At 72.1% G+C, this 17,522-nt stretch carries 14 protein-coding genes; 4 read left to right on the forward strand and 10 right to left on the reverse strand.

Features of this window, described 5'->3' with window-relative positions:
• Nucleotides 1–65 precede the first annotated feature (65 nt).
• From ACQYVW_RS08290 to ACQYVW_RS08305, 4 genes are all read right to left on the reverse strand, one after another.
• A complete protein-coding gene (locus ACQYVW_RS08290) occupies nucleotides 66–1,130 on the reverse strand; it encodes a DUF5694 domain-containing protein (protein WP_434946646.1) in 1,065 nt (354 codons plus the stop codon).
• Nucleotides 1,131–1,278: 148 nt separating this feature from the next.
• Nucleotides 1,279–2,061: a hypothetical protein gene (locus tag ACQYVW_RS08295; RefSeq protein WP_434946647.1), complete on the reverse strand. Its 783-nt coding sequence runs from the start codon at nucleotides 2,059–2,061 to the stop codon at nucleotides 1,279–1,281.
• 419 nt (nucleotides 2,062–2,480) lie between these two features.
• On the reverse strand, nucleotides 2,481–4,598 hold the full coding sequence (locus tag ACQYVW_RS08300) for a gluconolaconase (protein ID WP_434946648.1): 2,118 nt from the start codon (nucleotides 4,596–4,598) through the stop codon (nucleotides 2,481–2,483).
• Entirely contained in the window at nucleotides 4,595–5,779 is a 1,185-nt protein-coding gene (locus tag ACQYVW_RS08305) for a class I SAM-dependent rRNA methyltransferase (protein WP_434946649.1), read from the reverse strand. The genes ACQYVW_RS08300 and ACQYVW_RS08305 overlap by 4 nt, the downstream gene beginning before the upstream one ends.
• 242 nt (nucleotides 5,780–6,021) lie before the next feature.
• Between ACQYVW_RS08305 and ACQYVW_RS08310 the strand changes: the two genes are divergently transcribed.
• From ACQYVW_RS08310 to ACQYVW_RS08325, 4 genes are all read left to right on the forward strand, one after another.
• Complete coding sequence (locus ACQYVW_RS08310) at nucleotides 6,022–6,978, forward strand: TerC family protein (RefSeq protein WP_434946650.1); 957 nt, start codon at nucleotides 6,022–6,024, stop codon at nucleotides 6,976–6,978.
• Between the two features lie 203 nt (nucleotides 6,979–7,181).
• The gene (locus tag ACQYVW_RS08315) at nucleotides 7,182–7,961 is read left to right on the forward strand and encodes a rhomboid family intramembrane serine protease (protein ID WP_434946651.1); all 780 of its coding nucleotides are present in this window, start codon (nucleotides 7,182–7,184) and stop codon (nucleotides 7,959–7,961) included.
• 186 nt (nucleotides 7,962–8,147) lie between these two features.
• Nucleotides 8,148–9,278: a glycoside hydrolase family 18 protein gene (locus ACQYVW_RS08320; RefSeq protein ID WP_434946652.1), complete on the forward strand. Its 1,131-nt coding sequence runs from the start codon at nucleotides 8,148–8,150 to the stop codon at nucleotides 9,276–9,278.
• Nucleotides 9,275–10,420: a serine hydrolase domain-containing protein gene (locus tag ACQYVW_RS08325; protein WP_434946653.1), complete on the forward strand. Its 1,146-nt coding sequence runs from the start codon at nucleotides 9,275–9,277 to the stop codon at nucleotides 10,418–10,420. Before ACQYVW_RS08320 ends, ACQYVW_RS08325 begins: the two co-directional genes overlap by 4 nt.
• A gap of 112 nt (nucleotides 10,421–10,532) precedes the next feature.
• On the opposite strand, the gene ACQYVW_RS08330 is transcribed toward ACQYVW_RS08325, so the two are convergent.
• From ACQYVW_RS08330 to ACQYVW_RS08355, 6 genes are all read right to left on the reverse strand, one after another.
• On the reverse strand, nucleotides 10,533–10,964 hold the full coding sequence (locus tag ACQYVW_RS08330; protein WP_434946654.1) for an SRPBCC domain-containing protein: 432 nt from the start codon (nucleotides 10,962–10,964) through the stop codon (nucleotides 10,533–10,535).
• 275 nt (nucleotides 10,965–11,239) lie between these two features.
• On the reverse strand, nucleotides 11,240–11,434 hold the full coding sequence (locus ACQYVW_RS08335; protein ID WP_434946655.1) for a hypothetical protein: 195 nt from the start codon (nucleotides 11,432–11,434) through the stop codon (nucleotides 11,240–11,242).
• A gap of 71 nt (nucleotides 11,435–11,505) precedes the next feature.
• Nucleotides 11,506–12,726 carry an acetate/propionate family kinase gene (locus tag ACQYVW_RS08340; RefSeq protein ID WP_434946656.1) on the reverse strand — a complete coding sequence of 407 codons (1,221 nt, stop codon included), beginning with the start codon at nucleotides 12,724–12,726 and terminating at the stop codon, nucleotides 11,506–11,508.
• The gene (locus ACQYVW_RS08345; RefSeq protein ID WP_434946657.1) at nucleotides 12,723–15,092 is read right to left on the reverse strand and encodes a heavy metal translocating P-type ATPase; all 2,370 of its coding nucleotides are present in this window, start codon (nucleotides 15,090–15,092) and stop codon (nucleotides 12,723–12,725) included. The genes ACQYVW_RS08340 and ACQYVW_RS08345 overlap by 4 nt, the downstream gene beginning before the upstream one ends.
• Nucleotides 15,089–15,493, reverse strand: coding sequence for a heavy metal-responsive transcriptional regulator (locus ACQYVW_RS08350; protein WP_434946658.1), 405 nt, complete (start codon nucleotides 15,491–15,493; stop codon nucleotides 15,089–15,091). The genes ACQYVW_RS08345 and ACQYVW_RS08350 overlap by 4 nt, the downstream gene beginning before the upstream one ends.
• A gap of 484 nt (nucleotides 15,494–15,977) precedes the next feature.
• Nucleotides 15,978–17,393, reverse strand: coding sequence for a bifunctional enoyl-CoA hydratase/phosphate acetyltransferase (locus ACQYVW_RS08355; RefSeq protein WP_434946659.1), 1,416 nt, complete (start codon nucleotides 17,391–17,393; stop codon nucleotides 15,978–15,980).
• Between the last annotated feature and the right edge of the window lie 129 nt (nucleotides 17,394–17,522).

Genomic DNA, 17,522 nt, shown 5'->3' on the forward strand with positions numbered 1-17,522 from the left:
GCGATGCGGCCACAGCCAGGCGGTGTTGCTGCGTCGCGGGCTGCAGGGCCGCCGAGCGCCCCGGCTCAGTCGGCGAGGAAGGCCTCCACGTCCACCACCTCCACGCCCCGCATCTGCCCGAGCAGACGGTCGAACCAGGCCTTGTGCGAGGCGCCGACGAGCGACAGCACGCGCGCGCCGGGCCGTTCGCGGAACGTGGTGCCGACGTTCGCCACCATGCGCAGGTTGCGCAGTTCCCAGCCGGTGACGTACTGGCGGCCGTAGCGTTGCGGCGAGCCTTCGGCCAGCGCGCGCCCGAAATCGCAGTGCATCGGCATGCGCTGGTAGGCGGCGCTGTTGGTATGACGGTACAGCGCCAGCAGGTCCGGCGCCTGGCGCAGCGCGCGGTCGCGGTCGCGCAGCGCCGCGCATTCGGCCGGCGCGCTGTCCCAGGCGCCGCGGATCGCCGTGGCGAACCCCTCCACATCGTCGATGCGCAGGTTGTCGCCGGTGTGGTCGTCCACCGGATGCACCCGCTCCAGCCCCAGCCGCACGGCCAGCGCCGCGGCGATCACGGTGTTCTCGTTGCTGGACGCGGCACGCCTGTCCAGCGCCGCCAGCAGCGTCGCATCCAGGCCATCGCCGGCGCGGCGCTCGCCTGCATCCAGGCGCAGCCATTGCACCAGGGCCGAGGTGGGATCGCCCGCAGCCAGGAAGGTGGCGGCCAGGCGCCGGCGCTGCGCGGGCGCCGGCGTCGCGGGCCAGGCCGCGAGCTGCGCCTGCGCCGAGACGATCGCCGCGGGCACGTCCAGCCCGGTCGCCGCCTGCGCAGCGGCGGTGTCGGGGCAGTAGGCGAGGACGCCATCGGCCTCGTAGATGGCCGGATGCCGTCGCATCAGGTCGCAGGTCTCGCCTGGCATCGCCTCCACGGTGATCACCTGCGGATCGAAGGCGGCCAGGCGCCGCAGCAGCGGCTCGATCGCCGCCGCCGTCACCGGTCCGCCCTCCTCCTGCGCCAGGTGCACGCTGCCCAGCACCAGCACGCGCGTCGGCGGGCCGGCGAAGCCGTCGGGGGGCAGGGGCGCGGCGGTCTGCCGGGCGCACAGCGGGGGCGCGGCGAGCAGCATCACGGCCAGCAGGAAACCTTTCATCGCATGTCCCGGGTCGCCATGGAGGCGACATCACACGCGATCGCACGCGCGCCGGCATGGCCGTTTGGTCACCCTGACCATCGGCGCAGGCGCCACGCACGCCTGCGCCAGCCGGGGTCCGCGCGCGTGACGCGGACCCCGCTACTGCTCAGAAGTCCCAGCGCGCCGCCAGGGTGAGCGGGAACGACACGCGGCTGCCGGTGTCGTTGATGCTGGCCAGGCCCAGGCCGCCGATGGCGCTGTCGTCGTCCTTCAGGTCGGCGATGTAGCGCACGCCCCCGGTGAGCGTGACGCTGAAGGTCTCGCTGGCCGGCATGATCACGCCCACGTCGAGGCCGCCCGTGGCCGACCAGCCCGACTCGAAGAACGGCGCGTCGGCGATGGTGATGCCGCCGTCGGGAATGTCGAAGGTGGCGGTGATGGCGTCGGTGCGGGTCGCGCCGAGGCGGCCGGCCACGAACGGACGCGCCGAGCCCGCCGTGCCGAAATACCAGCGGTAGCCGACTTCGGCCGAAAGCGCCTCGTAGGCGCTGAAGGTGCCGAACGCCGGCAGCTCGGTGTCCAGCGCCGGCACGTAGGCGCCGCCGACCTGCACGCTGCCCTGGCCGGCGCGGGTCTGCCGCACCTGGCCGAACAGCTCGCTGTTCTCGTCGAAGGCGTAGCCGAACTCGAGGCCGTAGGTGGTGGCCATGTCGTAGAGGCGGTCGTGGCTGCGCGCGCCGATGCGCAGTTCGGCATCGACACCGGCCAGCGCGGGATTGAGCGGACCGAGGTCGGGCACCTGCGCCACGGCGCCATCGTGCACATCGCCGCTTAGCGGCACATCGACGCCGCCGATCACCGACAGCGACAGGCGCCCGGCTTCGGGACCGGCGGCGTGGGCCGAGGTGGCGAGCAGGGCGGAGAACTGGATGAACAGCCAGGTACGCATGGACGGCTCCAGCAGGGAAGGGATGCGACGCCGTCGGTGTCGACGTCGCCGGACGCAGACGCTAGGCAGCGCGTCGTTAGTCACTGGTCAACCATCGGCTTGTACGAAAGCTGTACATCGCGGCAGTGCGACGGACGTGGCGTTCGCCGCGGCTTTGCACGGGCAGGGCCTCCCGCTGGCGGGTCCGCAGCGGCACGATGCCGACGCAGCCGCGGCGGGTGACCACTGCCGCGCAGGGCACAGTGCCTGCGCGCCCGCTGCTCTGCGCACGGTGCTGTTGTCGACGGCAACGCGTGAGCTCCGGGGCCGCCGTGTGGCGGCGGCTCCGGATCGACCGATGCGCACCTAGCGGTGGGCGCCAGCAGTGCAGGCGGGTCGGCCCTACGTGTACATGCCTGGCGACAACGCGGCGGTCCGCCTCAGTCCGCCAGCACCCGCACCGGCAGGTCGGTGGCGCCGCGCGCGCGGTTGCCGCTGGCATCCTCGCCGTGCGCACGCACCAGGTAATCCCCCGGCGCGAGCGACGCGGGCTGCCAGGCATCGGGCACCGCCTCGTCGCCGCGCACGCGGTTGCTGGCCACGTACAGGAAGCGGGTACGCGCAGCGCCATGCACGGTGATGCCGCTGTCGGCGGCATAGGCCAGCTTCACCGCTTGCGGATCGGCCGGCATGCGCGAGAAGTCGAGGTTCATGGCCGGGCGCTCGTAGCCCGGCACCGGTCGGCCGTCGGCATGCAGCACCTGGTAGCCGACCCGGTGCAGGCCCAGCCGCCGCCGCGGCAGGTTGCCGTCCACCTGGTCCCAGGCCTCGACCACCACCTGCACCCCGCCACCGCCGCGCGGCACCAGCACGCGGCCCGCCTCGCGCGCGGCCAGCGGCCGGCCGGCGGCATCGAGCAGGCTGACGTGGTCGATGCGCGGCGGCACCCCGTCGCTGAAGTTGCGCAGGCCCAGCCGGATCGCATTGTGCTGGTGTCCGTACGGCCCGACGATGAGGTGGGTATGCGCCTGCGCATTGACCGTGCCCAGCGCATCGCCCGGCGCGAAGCGGGTGCCGCGCATGATCCGCACCTGCGCCGCGCGACCGTCTTCGTCGCGATCGATCAGGAAGCGCGCGGGGTCGAGATTGCGGCCCTGGGCGGTGCGTCCCGCGCGCAGGTGCAGGTAGGTGAGCTCGTCCACGCTGATCCCCTCGGCCTGTCCGCCGAAGCTGAAGGCGGCCAGCGGGCTGGTGACCTTGCCGCCGCCGATCGACAGCACCGGGGTGCCGACATCGGCGCGCACGTCCAGGCCGTTGTGCAGGTGGCTGCGGCTTTCGCCGCTGAAGTTGCCGCGCACCTCGCCGAGGGTGCCGACCACCTCATGCCAGCCGTCCTGCGGCGCGAACGGCCAGCGCTGCGCGGTATCGGGCAGCGCGCGCGCGGGCGAGGGGCCGACCGGACCATCGGCGGGCGCATCCGCGCCGCGCGGCACGATCCGGTGCAGCCGGTGCCCGGCCGCGTCGGCCAGCAGCAGGCTGCCGTCGGGTTCGATCCACAGTCCCGCCGGTCGCGCGAACCAGGGCGGCATGGCGCCGGCCAGCACCCGCGAGCGGCCATCGGGCGTGAGCTGCAGCACGCGCCCGGGCGACAGTTCGGCCACGTACAGCGCGCCGTCGTGCGCGGTCGCGAGCGCCAGCGGACGCGAAGGTTCGGGCATGTCCAGGCCGGCGGCGCGCCAGGTGTGGACGCTGCCGTCGGTGTCGATCCAGCGCAGCGCACGGTTGCCGGTATCGGCCACCCACAGCCGGCCGTCCGTGCCCACCGCCACCGCGGCCGGGGTGTCGAAGCGCGCGGCCAGGCCCGTTCCACCCGCGAGGCCCTGACCTCCGCCGGCCAGGGTCCGCACGCGGCCGTCGCGCTCGATCACCCGGATGCGGTCGTTCCAGGTATCGGCCACGTACACGCGGCCGATCGCGTCCACCGCCACGCCCATCGGCGCGCGGAACTGCGCCAGCGCCGCCGGTCCGTCGCGCAGGCCAGGCTGGCCGGTGCCGGCGAGCGTGCTGACCTCGCCGCCCGGCGTGATCTTGCGGATGGCGTGGTTGCCGGTGTCGGCGACGTAGAGATTGCCGTGGCGATCGATCGCCAGCGCCGACGGCGTGTGGAATTTCGCGGCCCGGCCGGGGCCGTCGGCGAAGCCCTCGTCCGATCCGGCGAAACTGGCGACGCTTCCGTCCGGCGCGATCCGGCGGATGCGGTTGGCCTCGCCGCCGTCGACCACGAACAGGCTGCCATCGGTCGCGCGGACCAGCCCCCAGGGCTCGTCGAAGCGTGCCTGCAGCAGGTGCCCGTCGCGCAGGCCGCGGTGGCCGTCGCCGGCCAGCGGGGCGATGCGCGGCGACCAGTCGAAAGCGGTGGCCGGCAGCGTCGGCGGCGGTCCGCGCCACCAGTCGCGTAGCGGCTGCCAGACGAAGGTCAGGGCCAGCGCCAGCGCGGTGAGCGCGGCGACGGCAAGCAGCGCGCGCCGCGTGCCGGGGCGCGCGCGACGCCGGTTCAATCCAGCACGCGGCAGAACACCGCCTTGAGATAGCGCGATTCGTGCACGTTGGCCAGGAAGGGATGGTCGGCGCCGGCGCCGGCGATCTTCAGCACCTGCACCGTGCGGCCGGCATAGAACGCCGCGCGCCGCAGCATGTCGAGGAACTGCTCCTCGCTCACCAGGCCGGTGCAGGAGAACGTGGCCAGCAACCCGCCGGGCTTGACCACGCCCAGCGCCAGCTTGTTCATGTCCAGGTATTTCTTGAGCGCCGGAATCACCTGCTCGCGGTCGCGGGTCATCTTGGCCGGGTCTAGGATCACCACGTCGTAGCGGTCGCCGTTGTTGCCGGCATCGCGCAGCCACGGAAAGATGTCGGCCTGCACGAAGCGCGGCATCGTGCCGCTCGACTTCAGGCCGTTGAGCTTCGCGTTGGCGCGCGCGATTTCCAGCACATCGTTGTCGATGTCGATGCCCACCACCTCGGCCGCGCCGCGCACCGCGGCGTACACGCCGAAGCCGCCGGTGTTGCAGCACAGGTCGAGCACGCGCTTGCCGGTGCAGCGGTGCGACAGCCATTCGCGGTTGTCGCGCTGGTCGGCGAAGAAGCCGGTCTTGTGCGCGCCGGCCGGATCGGCGCGGAAGCGGATGCCGTTCTCGGTGATCACCGCCGCTTCGGTGCCGCTGGTTTCGCGGAAGTCGAACGACTCCTGCTTCTGCACGTGCTCGTCGGCGAAGCCGTGGAAGCGGCAGCCGGGGAACTGTTCGCGCAGCGCGGCGTGGATCCACTCGCGGTGGCGGAACATGCCGGCGCTGAAGTACTCGACCACGATCAGGTCGTCGTAGCGGTCCACCACCAGTCCGCTGAGGCCGTCGCCCTCGCTGTGCACCACGCGCCAGGCGTTGGTGGTCTCGTCCAGGCGCAGCACCTCGCGACGCAGGCGCACGGCCTCGGCGATCCTGCGCGCGAACCAGGCGGCATCCACGGCCACGTCCGGATCGGTCTCGAGGATGCGCAGGGCGATGCGCGAATGGCCGTTGTAGAAGCCGCGCCCGATCCACACGCCATCCACGCCGACGATGTCGACGATGGTGCCCGGCTTGGGGCGCTGGGTCGGCTTGTCGACCAGCTTCTGGAAGATCCAGGGGTGGCTGGAGCGCCAAGCGTTCTTGAGGCGGATGGTCGGGAGCGGTTCGTTCATCCGCACAGTTTATCCGCCCGGTTGACCCTGCCGCGGGGCTGCCGCCACAATGCGCGCCGAAGGGGAGTAGCTCCCAGCGTGAAGGCCGTCATTTCGAGCAGCGATGCTCCGGTCCCACGGCAGCCCGACGGGCTGTGAGCAAGACCTTCGCCGCAATGGCGAAGGCGCGTCCCCGGATCTCCGAGCGAGGGTTCCGAGCCGCCCGTGCCTGCGGGCGTCCTTCCCCTTGTCCGGAATTCCCGATGGAAACGATAGGCAACGTATGGCTGTGGGCCGGCTTCGCCGGTCTGGTGGTGGTGGCCCTGCTGGTCGACCTGGTGCTGATGCGCCACGGCGGCGCGCACAAGGTCACGTTCAAGGAAGCAGCCTGGTGGAGCCTGGGCTGGGTGGCCCTGGCGATGGTGTTCAACGCCGCGCTGTGGTGGTACGTCGGCGACAGCGCGGGGCCGGACGAGGCGCGGCGCGTGGGCCTGGAGTTCCTCACCGGCTACCTGGTCGAGAAGGCGCTGGCGGTCGACAACATCTTCGTGTTCCTGATGTTGATGACCTATTTCGCCGTGCCCGAGGAGCAGCGCCAGCGCGTGCTGGTGATCGGCATCCTGCTTGCGATCGTGCTGCGCGCGATCCTGATCTTCGCCGGCGCCGCGCTGCTGGCGAGCTTCCACTGGATGCTCTACGTGTTCGGCGCCTTCCTGCTGCTGACCGGCGTGAAGATGTGGTTCGCCGCCGGCAAGGAGCCGGACCTGGAGAACAACCCGGTGCTGCGCTGGCTGACCGCGCACGTGCCCTTCGTGCGCCGCTACTACGGGGGTGCGCTGTGGCTGGGTCGCGGCAGCCGCCGCAAGTTCACCCCGCTGTTCATCGTGCTGGTGATGATCGGCATCACCGACGTGATCTTCGCGGTGGACTCGATCCCCGCGATCTTCGCCATCACCACCGACCCCTTCATCGTGCTGACCTCGAACGTGTTCGCGGTGCTGGGCCTGCGCGCGATGTTCTTCCTGCTGGCCGGCATGGCCGAGCGTTTCCACCTGCTGCCCTACGGCCTGGCGGTGGTGCTGGTGTTCATCGGCGCGAAGATGCTGCTGATCGACCTGTACAAGATCCCGGTGCTGTGGTCGCTGGCGGCGGTGGCGATGATCCTGTCGATCACCGTGGCGCTGAGTCTCGTGCGACCGCGGTCGCCCGCGACCGGCTGAGGCTTCCGGTGCCAGCCGCCCGACCGCCTGCAGGAAGGCTGCGGCCCCTGCGGACGCGACCCGGCTGCGAACGCCCTCCCCGCTGTGGGAGCGACCTTGGTCGCGAATGCCCTTCGCGCGCAAGCGAGCTCTCACAGATCCAGGCCCCGGGAAGGCGGCCCGACCGCCCTTGCATCCGGCCATTCCGCCGCCACCCTTGGCGGATGTACCTGCCCACGCCCGACGACCCGGTCGATACCGAAGCCCAGCGCGCGCTCGACAAGCGTCGCCTGGGCGGCGCGCTCCGGGGCGCCATCGCCTTCGCGCTGCTGCTGCTCATCGTGTTCGGCCTGCAGGGCCTGGGCGACTACCGTGCTTTCGCCGTCGGCGCCCGCAGCCTGGCCGGCCTGCCCGGCATCCTCACCGCGCCGCTGCTGCACGGCTCGCCCGAACACCTGATCGCCAACGCCTCGGCCCTGCTGATCCTCGGCACGCTGGCGCTGGCCGTCTACCCGCGCGCCACCGTGCGCGGCCTGCCGCTGATGTGGCTGGGCTCGGGGCTGGGCGCGTGGCTGCTGGGCGATCCCGGCTCGTTCCACCTCGGCGCCAGCGGTCTCACTCATGGCCTGATGTTCCTGGTGTTCGTGCTCGGCCTGCTGCGTCGCGACCGGCCTTCGATCGCCGCCGGCATGATCGCCTTCCTGTTCTACGGCGGCATGCTGCTGACCGTGCTGCCGCAGGAGCCAGGCGTGTCCTGGCAGTCGCACCTGGGTGGCGCGCTCGGCGGTGCACTTGCGGCCTGGCTGCTGCGCCGCGCCGACCCGCTGCCGCCGCGCCGCCGCTACAGCTGGGAAATCGAGGAAGAGGAAGCGCAGCGCGCCGCGCAGGCCGAACGCGATACCTACGAGCCGGGTTCGCCCGAGGACGTGCCGGTGCTGTGGCAGCGCGAGCCGCGCGAGGAAGAGCGCGGTGTCGTGCTGCGCTTCCCGCCCCGCGATCGATAGCCTCGCCCTGCAGCCGCGCGCCCGGCTCCGACTGCCCGCACAGGCATCGCCCGCCGCCGCGGCCAGGATGAGCCAGCCCCGGGCCAGGGCATGACGCTTCGCTGGCCTGCTGCTGCGCACCTTGTGCGCATTCGATTGCCCGCGCCTGGATCGTGTACGGTGTGCCACCCGACGCGGAGAGGGCGCATGCGGCAATCCCGGTGGATGATCCTGTGCGGCATGGTCCTGGCGCTGTCGCTGTCGATGGCATCCGCGGCGGTCGCCTCGCCGTCGCAGGACCCGCGCCTGATCGGCTACCTGCTCGACCGCGACGCGCCGCTGCCGACGGTCGATGACGACCGGCTCGATACCGTGATCTATTCCTTCGCCGTCGTGGATGCGCAGCATCGGGTCCACCTGCCGCGCGCGGGCATGGCCGAACGCCTGTCGCAACTGGCGGGCGCATCGCGTGCCGACGTGCTGCTGGCCATCGGCGGCTGGGGCGCCGACCACTTCTCCGAAGCGGCCGCCACCGCGCGGGCGCGCCGTATCTTCGCCGACACCGCGGTCGCGCTGGTGGAACGGCACGATCTGGACGGCCTGGACATCGACTGGGAGTATCCCGCCCTGCCCGGCCCCGGCATCAGCCACTCTCCCGCGGACCGCGCACACTTCCCGTTGCTGTTGCAGGCGCTGCGCGACGCGCTCGACGCATTGACCGCGCGCACCGGGCGCCACTACCGGCTCACCATCGCCGCCGCCGATGGCGAAGCCGCGCGTGGACTCGATCTGCCGCGCATCGTGCCCCTGGTCGATGCCATCCACCTGATGACCTACGACTTCTACGGCGCGGGCAGCCCGCGCAGCGGCCATCACGCCGGTCTCTACCGCTCCGCTGGCGCCCGCGGCGTGGACGACCGCGACACCACGCGCGCGATCGACGAGTTCCTGGCCGCCGGCGTGCCGCCGCACAAGCTGGTTCCCGGCGCGGCCTTCTACGGAAAGGCGTTCACCGCCACCACCGCCGACAACGCCGGCCTGCACCAGCCGTTCGCCGGCGAGGTCGCGTTCGTCACCTGGCGCGAACTGCGCCAGCACCAGCTGAGCGATCCGGCGTTCGAACGCCACTACGACCCGCAGGCGCAGGCCGCCTGGCTGTGGAACCCTGCGACACGCGTGTTCATCAGCCATGAGGATGTCGACACGGTCCGCGCCAAGGCGACCTATGCGCGCCTGCGCGGCCTGGGCGGGCTGATGTTCTGGGAACTGGGCGGCGACGACGCGGACGGCAGCCTGCTCGACGCCGCCGACCAGGGCCTCCGTGGAACGGCGCGATGAGCGACGCACGGCAGCCATCGACGCCCAGCTGGCCCGCACGCCTGCAGCGCGCGTGGCCGCGTCACGCGCTTGCCTGGCTGGTGTCCGCACTGGCCGCCTGCACCACCACCGGAGAATCGCACATGGCCCCGCAGCCGCATGCCCAGGTCGAGGCGATGATGGTCGCCTACGCAGAAGAGGGCGGCCCTGGCGCGGCGCTGCTGGTGCTGCACGACGGCGCGCCCGTGCTGCGCGCAGCCTACGGCCTGGCCGACCTCGAGCAGGACAGGCCGGTCATGCCCGCCACCGCATTCCGCCTGGCCTCGGTGAGCAAGCAGTTCACCGCAGCGGCGATCCTGCTGCTGGCGCAGGACGGCACCCTCTCGATCGACGACCCGCTGCGTCGCTGGCTGCCCTCGCTGCCGGCGGCCACCGAGGGCATCACCCTGCACCACCTGCTGACACACACCTCGGGGCTGGTCGACTACGAGGACCTGCTGCCGGAGCCGATCGACGGCCAGGTGCAGGACGCGGACGTGCTGCGCCTGCTGGAAGCCGTGGACCGCCTGGACTTCGCGCCCGGCAGCCGCTACCGCTACAGCAACAGCGGCTACGTGCTGCTGGGCCTGGTGGTGGCGCGCGCCTCCGGTCGGCCGTTTCCCGAGTTCCTGCGCGAGCGCATCTTCGATCCGCTCGGCATGCACGCCGTGGCGCGCGTCGACGGCGGCCCGCCCGTACCGCAGCGCGCCTACGGCTACAGCCAGCGCGATGGCCGCTGGGTGCGCACCGACCAGGGCCCGACCAGCGCCACCCTGGGCGACGGCGGCATCTACGCCTCGATCGACGATCTGGCGAAATGGGATGCCGCGCTGGCCGACGACCGCCTGCTCACCGCGGCCTCGCGCGCCCTCGCCTTCGCCGCCCACGCGGCCACCGGCGAGCCCGACGTGGACGCCTATGGCTACGGCTGGCGCCTACACGCCAGCGACCGTGGTCCGCTGCAGTGGCACTCCGGCGAAAGCATCGGCTTTCGCAACGTGATCCTGCGTTGGCCGGAGCAGGCCCTGACGGTGGTGCTGCTCAGCAACCGCAACGATCCGGAACCGTATGCCCTGGCGCGGCGGATTGCAGCCGCCTACATGCCGGGCCCGCCGCAGCGCTGAGGGACGATCCAGCCTCGCGGTCTCCTTCCATGCCGACCACCGCGAGCGGGACGAGTGCGCCAGCCGCGTTCCATGCTCTCCCGACAACCGATGCCGTCGAGACCCACCACCTTCACTGGCGCTCGGCGATATCCCTGATTTTCGCCGCGGCGTCCGTCACGAAATCGACCGAGGCGTCGTAGTACTCGCGGCCGTTGCCGTCGGGCGCCAATGCCCAGTCGCCGACCCGGAGCCTGAGTTCGCAGCCGCTGCGCGCGGGGCCGATCGCGTAGGCGTATTCGATCCCCTCGGCAGGCCGCGGCCAGGTCGGGCTGTGGTAGGCCATGCGCAGCCGGTGCGGAGGCGCGTACTCGATGACGGTGAGCACGGCGTAGCCCGCCCACTCCAGCACCGCCCCGGCCGAGAGTGCGTCCTCGCGGAAATGCTCGGGAACGTCGTCCCACTGCCTGATATGCGCACTGCGGGTGAGGACCTCCCAGACCGTGGCGGGGGCGGCCTGGACATGGATGCTGTGCTCGGCAATCAATGGGGATCGATCGGTCATCTTCTGCGCTCCCTTGCCCTGGGTGGACGGCGCGTGGCGCACATGCGCCGGGCAGTCTCGCTGCGTGGGTGTTCGCGCAGGCAACGGCCGCCGTCCGGCCCGGAGACTACTCCTTTGCGGGCGCGTTCAGACGTCTCCCGACAGGTCCGGCCGTGTTCCATGCGGAGGGATCGCGGTCGGGCGCGGCCAGGCGCCGATCGAGCCTCGCGGCGAATCGCGGCTGCCGAACGAGGCGACTCCTGCGCCGCTCCCGTTACCGCGCCCCGGGGCTGCGCCTACAGCCGGACCTTGTCGAGGATGATCAGCAGCGTGGCGGCGCCCGCCAGCAGCAGCACGAGGACGCCGCCCCACGCTGCGCTGATGCCACCACGGCGGCGCAGCAGCAGGTTGAGCAGGCCAACGGCGAGTACCGGGGCGAGCAGCACCACGACCAGCATCTTCCAGATCGAGGCATCGAGGCCGAGCAGCATCTTGGTCTCCGGTTGCGGGCAGGACGGCACAGGCAAAGCGGGAAGCCGCGGCCGCCTGCGCCTGCCCGCGTTCAGGCCAAGACCCGGAGCGCTGCGCGCGCGGCGACCCACTCCTCGTTGGTCGGCTCCACGGCGACACGCACGCGGCTGTGGCCTGCGGAGATGATCGCCGCATCGGCCGCGTTGGCGCCTTGATCCAGCGCAATCCCGAGAAAGGCGAGGTCGCGGCACACGCGTTCGCGCACGAAGGCGTTGTGCTCGCCGACGCCGGCGGTGAACACCAGCAGGTCCAGCCCGCCCAGCACCGCGGCCAGGGCACCGATTTCGCGCACGATGCGGCGTACGTACAACGCCAGCGCCAGGCGCGCGCGTTCGCCGGCCTCGCCCGCATCGCCCTCGTGCTGCACGATCACCCGCGGCTCGGAGGAGATGCCGGACACGCCGAGCAGGCCGGAGCGGTGGTAGAGCATCTGCCCCACCTCCTCCAGCGAGAGCTTCTCGATCTCCATCAGGTACAGCAGGGCGCCCGGGTCGAGCGCGCCGCTGCGCGTGCCCATCATCAGGCCGTCGAGGGCGGAGAAGCCCATGGTGGTGGCGACGCTCGCGAGCTCGCGCATCGCGCACAGGCTGGCGCCGCTGCCCAGGTGGGCGACCACGATCCGGCCACGCGCCAGGTCGCCGTGGCGCTCGGGCAGTGCGGTGGCCATGTATTCGTAGGACAGGCCGTGGAAGCCGTAGCGGCGCAGGCCGCGTTGCCAGGCGTCCCAGGGCAGCGGCAGGATCTGCTCCACCTCCGGCAGGCTGTGGTGGAAGCCGGTGTCGAAGCAGGCCACCTGCGGCAGCTCGGGCCACTCGCGCAGCAGGATCTCGATGGCCTCCAGCGCGAACGGCTGATGCAGCGGCGCCAGCGGGATATAGCCCTTGAGGTCGGCCAGCACGGCCGCATCGATGCGCACGGGCGCGAAGTAGCGGCTGCCGCCGTGCACGACGCGGTGCACGATGGCGGCGAGCCGGCGCCCGCCCAGGCGTGCGATCACGCCATGGCGGATGCGCTGCAGCGCGGACCGGTAGGGGTTGTCGGCATCGAGCGCGACGGGCGCGGGATCGACGCCGGTTTCGCCGTAGCTGGGCGACGGGCCTCCGATGCCCTGCACCTTGCCGTTCCACACCGGCTGGCGCGGCAGCGGATCCTGGCCGCCGTCGAACAGCGCGAACTTGATGCTCGACGAGCCGCAGTTGAGCACCAGCACCAGTTCGCCGCGGGTGGGGTATCGGTCGGCGCCTGCGGTCATGCCCGGGCTTCTCCAGCGATGGACGGGGACAGGCGGCGGTTGCGCAGGCGCAGCGCATTGCCCACCACCGAGGCGGAGCTGAAGCTCATCGCCACCGCCGCCAGCATCGGCGACAGCAGCAGCCCGGTGAAGGGATACAGCACGCCGGCGGCCACAGGCACGCCCAGGCCGTTGTAGACCAGGGCGAACAGCAGGTTCTGGCGCATGTTGGCCACCGCGGCCTGCGACAGCGCGCGCGCCGTGGCGATACCGCGCAGGTCGCCGCGCACCAGGGTCAGCTGGGCGCTGTCCATGGCCACGTCGGTGCCGGTGCCCATGGCGATGCCCACGTCGGCCTTCGCCAGCGCCGGCGCGTCGTTGATGCCGTCGCCGGCCATCGCCACCACGCGCCCTTCGGCCTGCAGCCGCTCGACCAGACGCAGCTTGTCCTCCGGCCGCACCTCGCCATGCACCTGGTCGATGCCCAGCCGCTGCGCGATCGCGTTCGCGGTGGTCATGCCGTCGCCGGTCGCCATCACGATGCGCAGGCCGGCGTCGCGCAGCGCCGCAAGCGCCTCGGGCGTGCCGGCCTTGACCGGATCGGAGACCGCCAGCAGCCCGGCCAGCCGACCATCGACCGCCAGATGCATCACGCTGGCGCCGCGCGCGCGCAGCGCTTCGGCCTGCGCGGCGAGCGGCGTGGGATCGACGCCGTCCTCGCGCATCAGTGTGGCGTTGCCCAAGGCGAGGCGACGGCCTTCGACGCGGCCGCGCACGCCGATGCCGGTGCTGGATTCGAACCCGTCCACCGCGGCCAGTGCGATGCCGCGCTCGCGCGCCGCGGCCACGATGGCCCCCGCCAGCGGATGTTCGCTGCCCTGGTCGAGGCTGGCGGCCAGGCGCAGCACTTCGGCCGCGTCGACGCCATCGTGGCCGACCGCCTCGTCGAACGCGGGGCGGCCCTCGGTGAGCGTGCCGGTCTTGTCGACCACCAGGGTATCCACCTCGCGCAGGCGCTCGATGGCGGCGGCGTCGCGGAACAGCACGCCCAGCGTGGCGCCGCGCCCGGTGGCCACCATCACCGACATTGGCGTGGCCAGCCCGAGGGCGCAGGGGCAGGCGATGATCAGCACCGCCACCGCGTTGACCAGGCCGTAGACCCAGCCCGGCTCCGGCCCGAACAGGCCCCAGGCGAAGAACGCGAGCAGGGCCACCGCCACCACGCCCAGCACGAAGCGGCCGGCGACCACGTCGGCCAGACGCTGCATCGGCGCCTTCGAGCGCTGCGCCTGCGCCACCATCTGCACGATCTGCGACAGCAGGGTGGCCGCGCCCACGCGCTCGGCCCGCACCACCAGCGCGCCGTTGGTGTTGAGGGTGGCGCCGATGACGCGGTCGCCAGGCGCCTTGCGCACCGGCAGCGGCTCGCCGGTGAGCATGGATTCGTCGACGCTGCTGCCGCCTTCCAGCACCACCGCATCCACCGGCACCTTCTCGCCCGGGCGCACGCGCAGGCGGTCGCCCACCTGCACCTGGTCGAGCGGCACATCGGCCTCGCTGCCGTCCTCGTCGATGCGCCGCGCCGTCCTGGGCGACAGGCCCAGCAGCGAACGGATCGCGGCCGAGGTCTGCGCGCGCGCCTTGAGCTCGAGCAGCTGGCCCAGCAGGGTGAGCGAGACGATCACCGCCGCGGCCTCGAAGTACACCGACACCCGGCCCATCGAGGCGAACGCAGCGGGGAAGACGCCCGGCGCCACGGTGGCGACGACGCTGTAGACGTAGGCCGCACCGGTGCCCAGCGCGATCAGCGTCCACATGTTGGGGCTGGCGTTGCGCAGCGACTGCCAGCCGCGCACGAAGAACGGCGCGCCCGCCCACAGCACCACGGGCGTGGCGAGCGCCAGCTCCAGCCAGCGCTGCGCAGCCATGTCCATCAGCTGCAGCCGGTGGCCGAACATGCCCAGCACGAACACCGCCGCCGTGAGCGGCAGGGTCCACCAGAAGCGGCGCGAGAAATCGCGCAGCTCGGGGCTCTCGCCCTCTTCCAGGCTGGGAACTTCCGGCTCCAGCGCCATCCCGCACTTGGGGCAGGTTCCGGGGTGGTCCTGGCGGACTTCCGGATCCATCGGACAGAAGTACATGGTGCCGGGCGGCGGCGGTTCGGCTGGCGCGGCGGGCGCTGCATAGTGGCTGGCGCAGCAGGACGATGCGCCGGCGCTGCCGTCGTAGCGGCCGGGATCGGCGGCGAACTTCTCCGCGCAGCGCGCGCAGCAGAAGCGCCAGCTGCGACCGGCATGTTCGACGCGGTGCGGGGAATCGGGTTTCACCGTCATGCCGCACACCGGGTCGCGCAGCGCGTCCGGCGTCGTCTCGTGGTGGTGGTTCATGCCGCGTCCTCCCCCGCCAGGGCGTTGAGGATCGGGCAGGCCTCGGCGCGGCCGTGGCCGGGACAGGCGTCCACCAGGGTGCGCAGGCCGTCGCGCACGCGCTCGAGTTCGGCGATGCGCGCTTCCACCTCCGACTGCTTGCGTGCCGCCACGGCGCGGATGCTGGCCACGTCGCTGCGCTCGCCCAGCGAGAGCAGGTCGCGGATGTCCTCCAGCGAAAAGCCCAGCGCCTTCGCGCGGCGGATGAAGCGCAGCCGCTTGAGCTCGGCGCTGCCGTAACGGCGATAGCCCGACGCCAGGCGCGCAGCCGGCGCCAGCAGGCCGCTGCGCTCGTAGTAGCGCACGGTGTCGATGGCCACACCGGCCTGTTGCGCGAGTTGTCCGATGCCGAGGCTGTGCATGGGGATCTCCGGCGGGGAACCAGCCCAGTCTGCACTCTGGAGTGTGGTCCAGAGTCAAGGCCACCGGCTCGACGTGCCATTCCGGTGCATGGAGATCCTCGCCGGCGCGACATTTCTCCGGATCTCGACCAGGGAAGAGTGACAGCGCGCGCTGTACCGCAGCACGCCCCGAATGACACCGGCCGGCAACCATTCCGTGGCCCGACTTCAAAGCACTGGACCGATGCGACGCAGGCAAGGCCACAACAAGCCGCGCCCTGGCGGCCGGGAATCGCGGAAAGCAAAACATGGATGTTTTGTGCGCGAGTCAGGACAGGGTGAGCGTGGATGGCTCGCGCAGCATGCCGCGCATCCATGCGAACGCCCGGCATGCTGGGCCGGGCCGGACCGCGCAGCGACCCTGACCGGGCGAAGAGCGATCCCGGCCGCCAGGGCGCGGCGTCCGTCCGAGAACGCCACCGCCCCACCGCGCCACCGACCAAGCCTAGGGCGGCGCGGTGCGATACCGGTGCGCCAGCATCAACGCGATCGCGCAGGAGGCCATGCGCGATTCGCGCGAGTCGGCGCGGCTGGTGAGCACCACCGGCACCTTCGCGCCGAGCACGATGCCGGCGCTGGCGGCATCGCCCATGAACATCACCTGCTTGGCCAGCATGTTGCCGCTCTCCAGGTCCGGCACCACCAGGATGTCGGCTTGCCCCGCCACGTCCGAGACGATGCCCTTGGTGCGGGCGGCGGCGATCGAGACCGCGTTGTCGAAGGCCAGCGGGCCGTCGAGCAGGCCGCCCTCGATCTGGCCGCGGTCGGCCATCTTGCACAGCGCGGCGGCGTCGAGCGTGGCCGGCATGGTCGGCGTCACCGTCTCCACCGCGGCGAGGATCGCGACCTTCGGCCGCTCCACCCCGATCACGTGCGCCAGTTCGATGGCGTTGCGGATGATGTCGGCCTTCTGCGCGAGATCCGGCGCGAGGTTGATCGCGGCGTCGGTGACGATGAACGGCCGCGGATAGTGCGGCGTCTGCAGCACGAAGCAGTGGCTGACGCGGCGCTTGGTGCGCAGGCCCGTGGCCGAAGCCACCACCGCGCCCATGAGCTCGTCGGTGTGCAGGCTGCCCTTCATCAGCGCCTCGACCTGGCCCGCCCGCGCCAGTTCCACCGCGCGCGTCGCGGCGGCGTGGCTGTGCGGGACGTCCTCGATCGCCAGGCCTTCGAGGGACGCGCCGGCCTCCGCAGCCGTGGCTTCGATGCGGGCACGCGGACCGACCAGCACCGGCTCGACCAGGCCAGCGTCACGTGCGTCGAGCGCGCCGGCCAGGCTCAGCGCGTCGCAGGGATGCACCACGGCCACGCGGATCGGGTCGAGCGGCGCGACGTGGGCCAGCAACCGGTCCAGACCATCGCTGCCGGCGGGATCGAGATGGATCTCCGGCAGCGCGGTGCGCGGGCGTTCGATGCGCTCGTCGGGCGCCACCACCCTGGCTTCGCCTTCGATCACGACCTCGCCGCGCTGGTTGGTGCAGCGGCAGTCGAGCGTGACGCGCCGGGTCCCCGGTTCGAGCTCGGCGACGGTGACCTGGATGGCCAGTCGGTCGCCGATGCGCACCGGCGCCAGGAAGCGCAGGGTCTGGCCCAGGTAGATCGTGCCCGGGCCGGGCAGGCGCGTGCCCAGCACCGCCGAGATCAGCGCCCCACCCCACATGCCGTGCGCGATCACGCCGCTGTAGCGGGTGGAAGCGGCGAAGTCGGGATCGACATGGGCGGGATTGACGTCGCCCGACAGCACCGCGAACAGCTGGATGTCCTGCTGGGTGAGGCTGCGCTCGATCGTAGCGGCGTCGCCGACCGCGAGCTCGTCGAAGGTGCGGTTGCGCAGGATGCGCAGGTCGTCGTCCGGAGTCATGGGCGGATCATGCGGGAAAGGGACCAGGGCGGAGACAAGGACCAATGCGCCGGGCATTCGCGCGACAGGCATCGGTTTCCTTCCGGCGGCGCGGGCGGCGGGATCGGCCGGCAAGCGTGGCACCGGGGC

Origin of the sequence: Luteimonas campi, from assembly GCF_051162505.1 — a bacterium.
Taxonomy (GTDB): Bacteria; Pseudomonadota; Gammaproteobacteria; order Xanthomonadales; family Xanthomonadaceae; genus Luteimonas.

Excerpts from the sequence above, each read along its gene's own strand:
- ACQYVW_RS08290 (WP_434946646.1), bottom strand. The coding sequence starts at position 1,130 with ATGAAAGGTTTCCTGCTGGCCGTGATGCTGCTCGCCGCGCCCCCGCTG.
- ACQYVW_RS08295 (WP_434946647.1), bottom strand. The coding sequence starts at position 2,061 with ATGCGTACCTGGCTGTTCATCCAGTTCTCCGCCCTGCTCGCCACCTCG.
- ACQYVW_RS08305 (WP_434946649.1), bottom strand. The coding sequence starts at position 5,779 with ATGAACGAACCGCTCCCGACCATCCGCCTCAAGAACGCTTGGCGCTCC.
- ACQYVW_RS08310 (WP_434946650.1), top strand. The coding sequence starts at position 6,022 with ATGGAAACGATAGGCAACGTATGGCTGTGGGCCGGCTTCGCCGGTCTG.
- ACQYVW_RS08315 (WP_434946651.1), top strand. The coding sequence starts at position 7,182 with ATGTACCTGCCCACGCCCGACGACCCGGTCGATACCGAAGCCCAGCGC.
- ACQYVW_RS08320 (WP_434946652.1), top strand. The coding sequence starts at position 8,148 with ATGCGGCAATCCCGGTGGATGATCCTGTGCGGCATGGTCCTGGCGCTG.
- ACQYVW_RS08325 (WP_434946653.1), top strand. The coding sequence starts at position 9,275 with ATGAGCGACGCACGGCAGCCATCGACGCCCAGCTGGCCCGCACGCCTG.
- ACQYVW_RS08330 (WP_434946654.1), bottom strand. The coding sequence starts at position 10,964 with ATGACCGATCGATCCCCATTGATTGCCGAGCACAGCATCCATGTCCAG.
- ACQYVW_RS08335 (WP_434946655.1), bottom strand. The coding sequence starts at position 11,434 with ATGCTGCTCGGCCTCGATGCCTCGATCTGGAAGATGCTGGTCGTGGTG.
- ACQYVW_RS08340 (WP_434946656.1), bottom strand. The coding sequence starts at position 12,726 with ATGACCGCAGGCGCCGACCGATACCCCACCCGCGGCGAACTGGTGCTG.
- ACQYVW_RS08345 (WP_434946657.1), bottom strand. The coding sequence starts at position 15,092 with ATGAACCACCACCACGAGACGACGCCGGACGCGCTGCGCGACCCGGTG.
- ACQYVW_RS08350 (WP_434946658.1), bottom strand. The coding sequence starts at position 15,493 with ATGCACAGCCTCGGCATCGGACAACTCGCGCAACAGGCCGGTGTGGCC.
- ACQYVW_RS08355 (WP_434946659.1), bottom strand. The coding sequence starts at position 17,393 with ATGACTCCGGACGACGACCTGCGCATCCTGCGCAACCGCACCTTCGAC.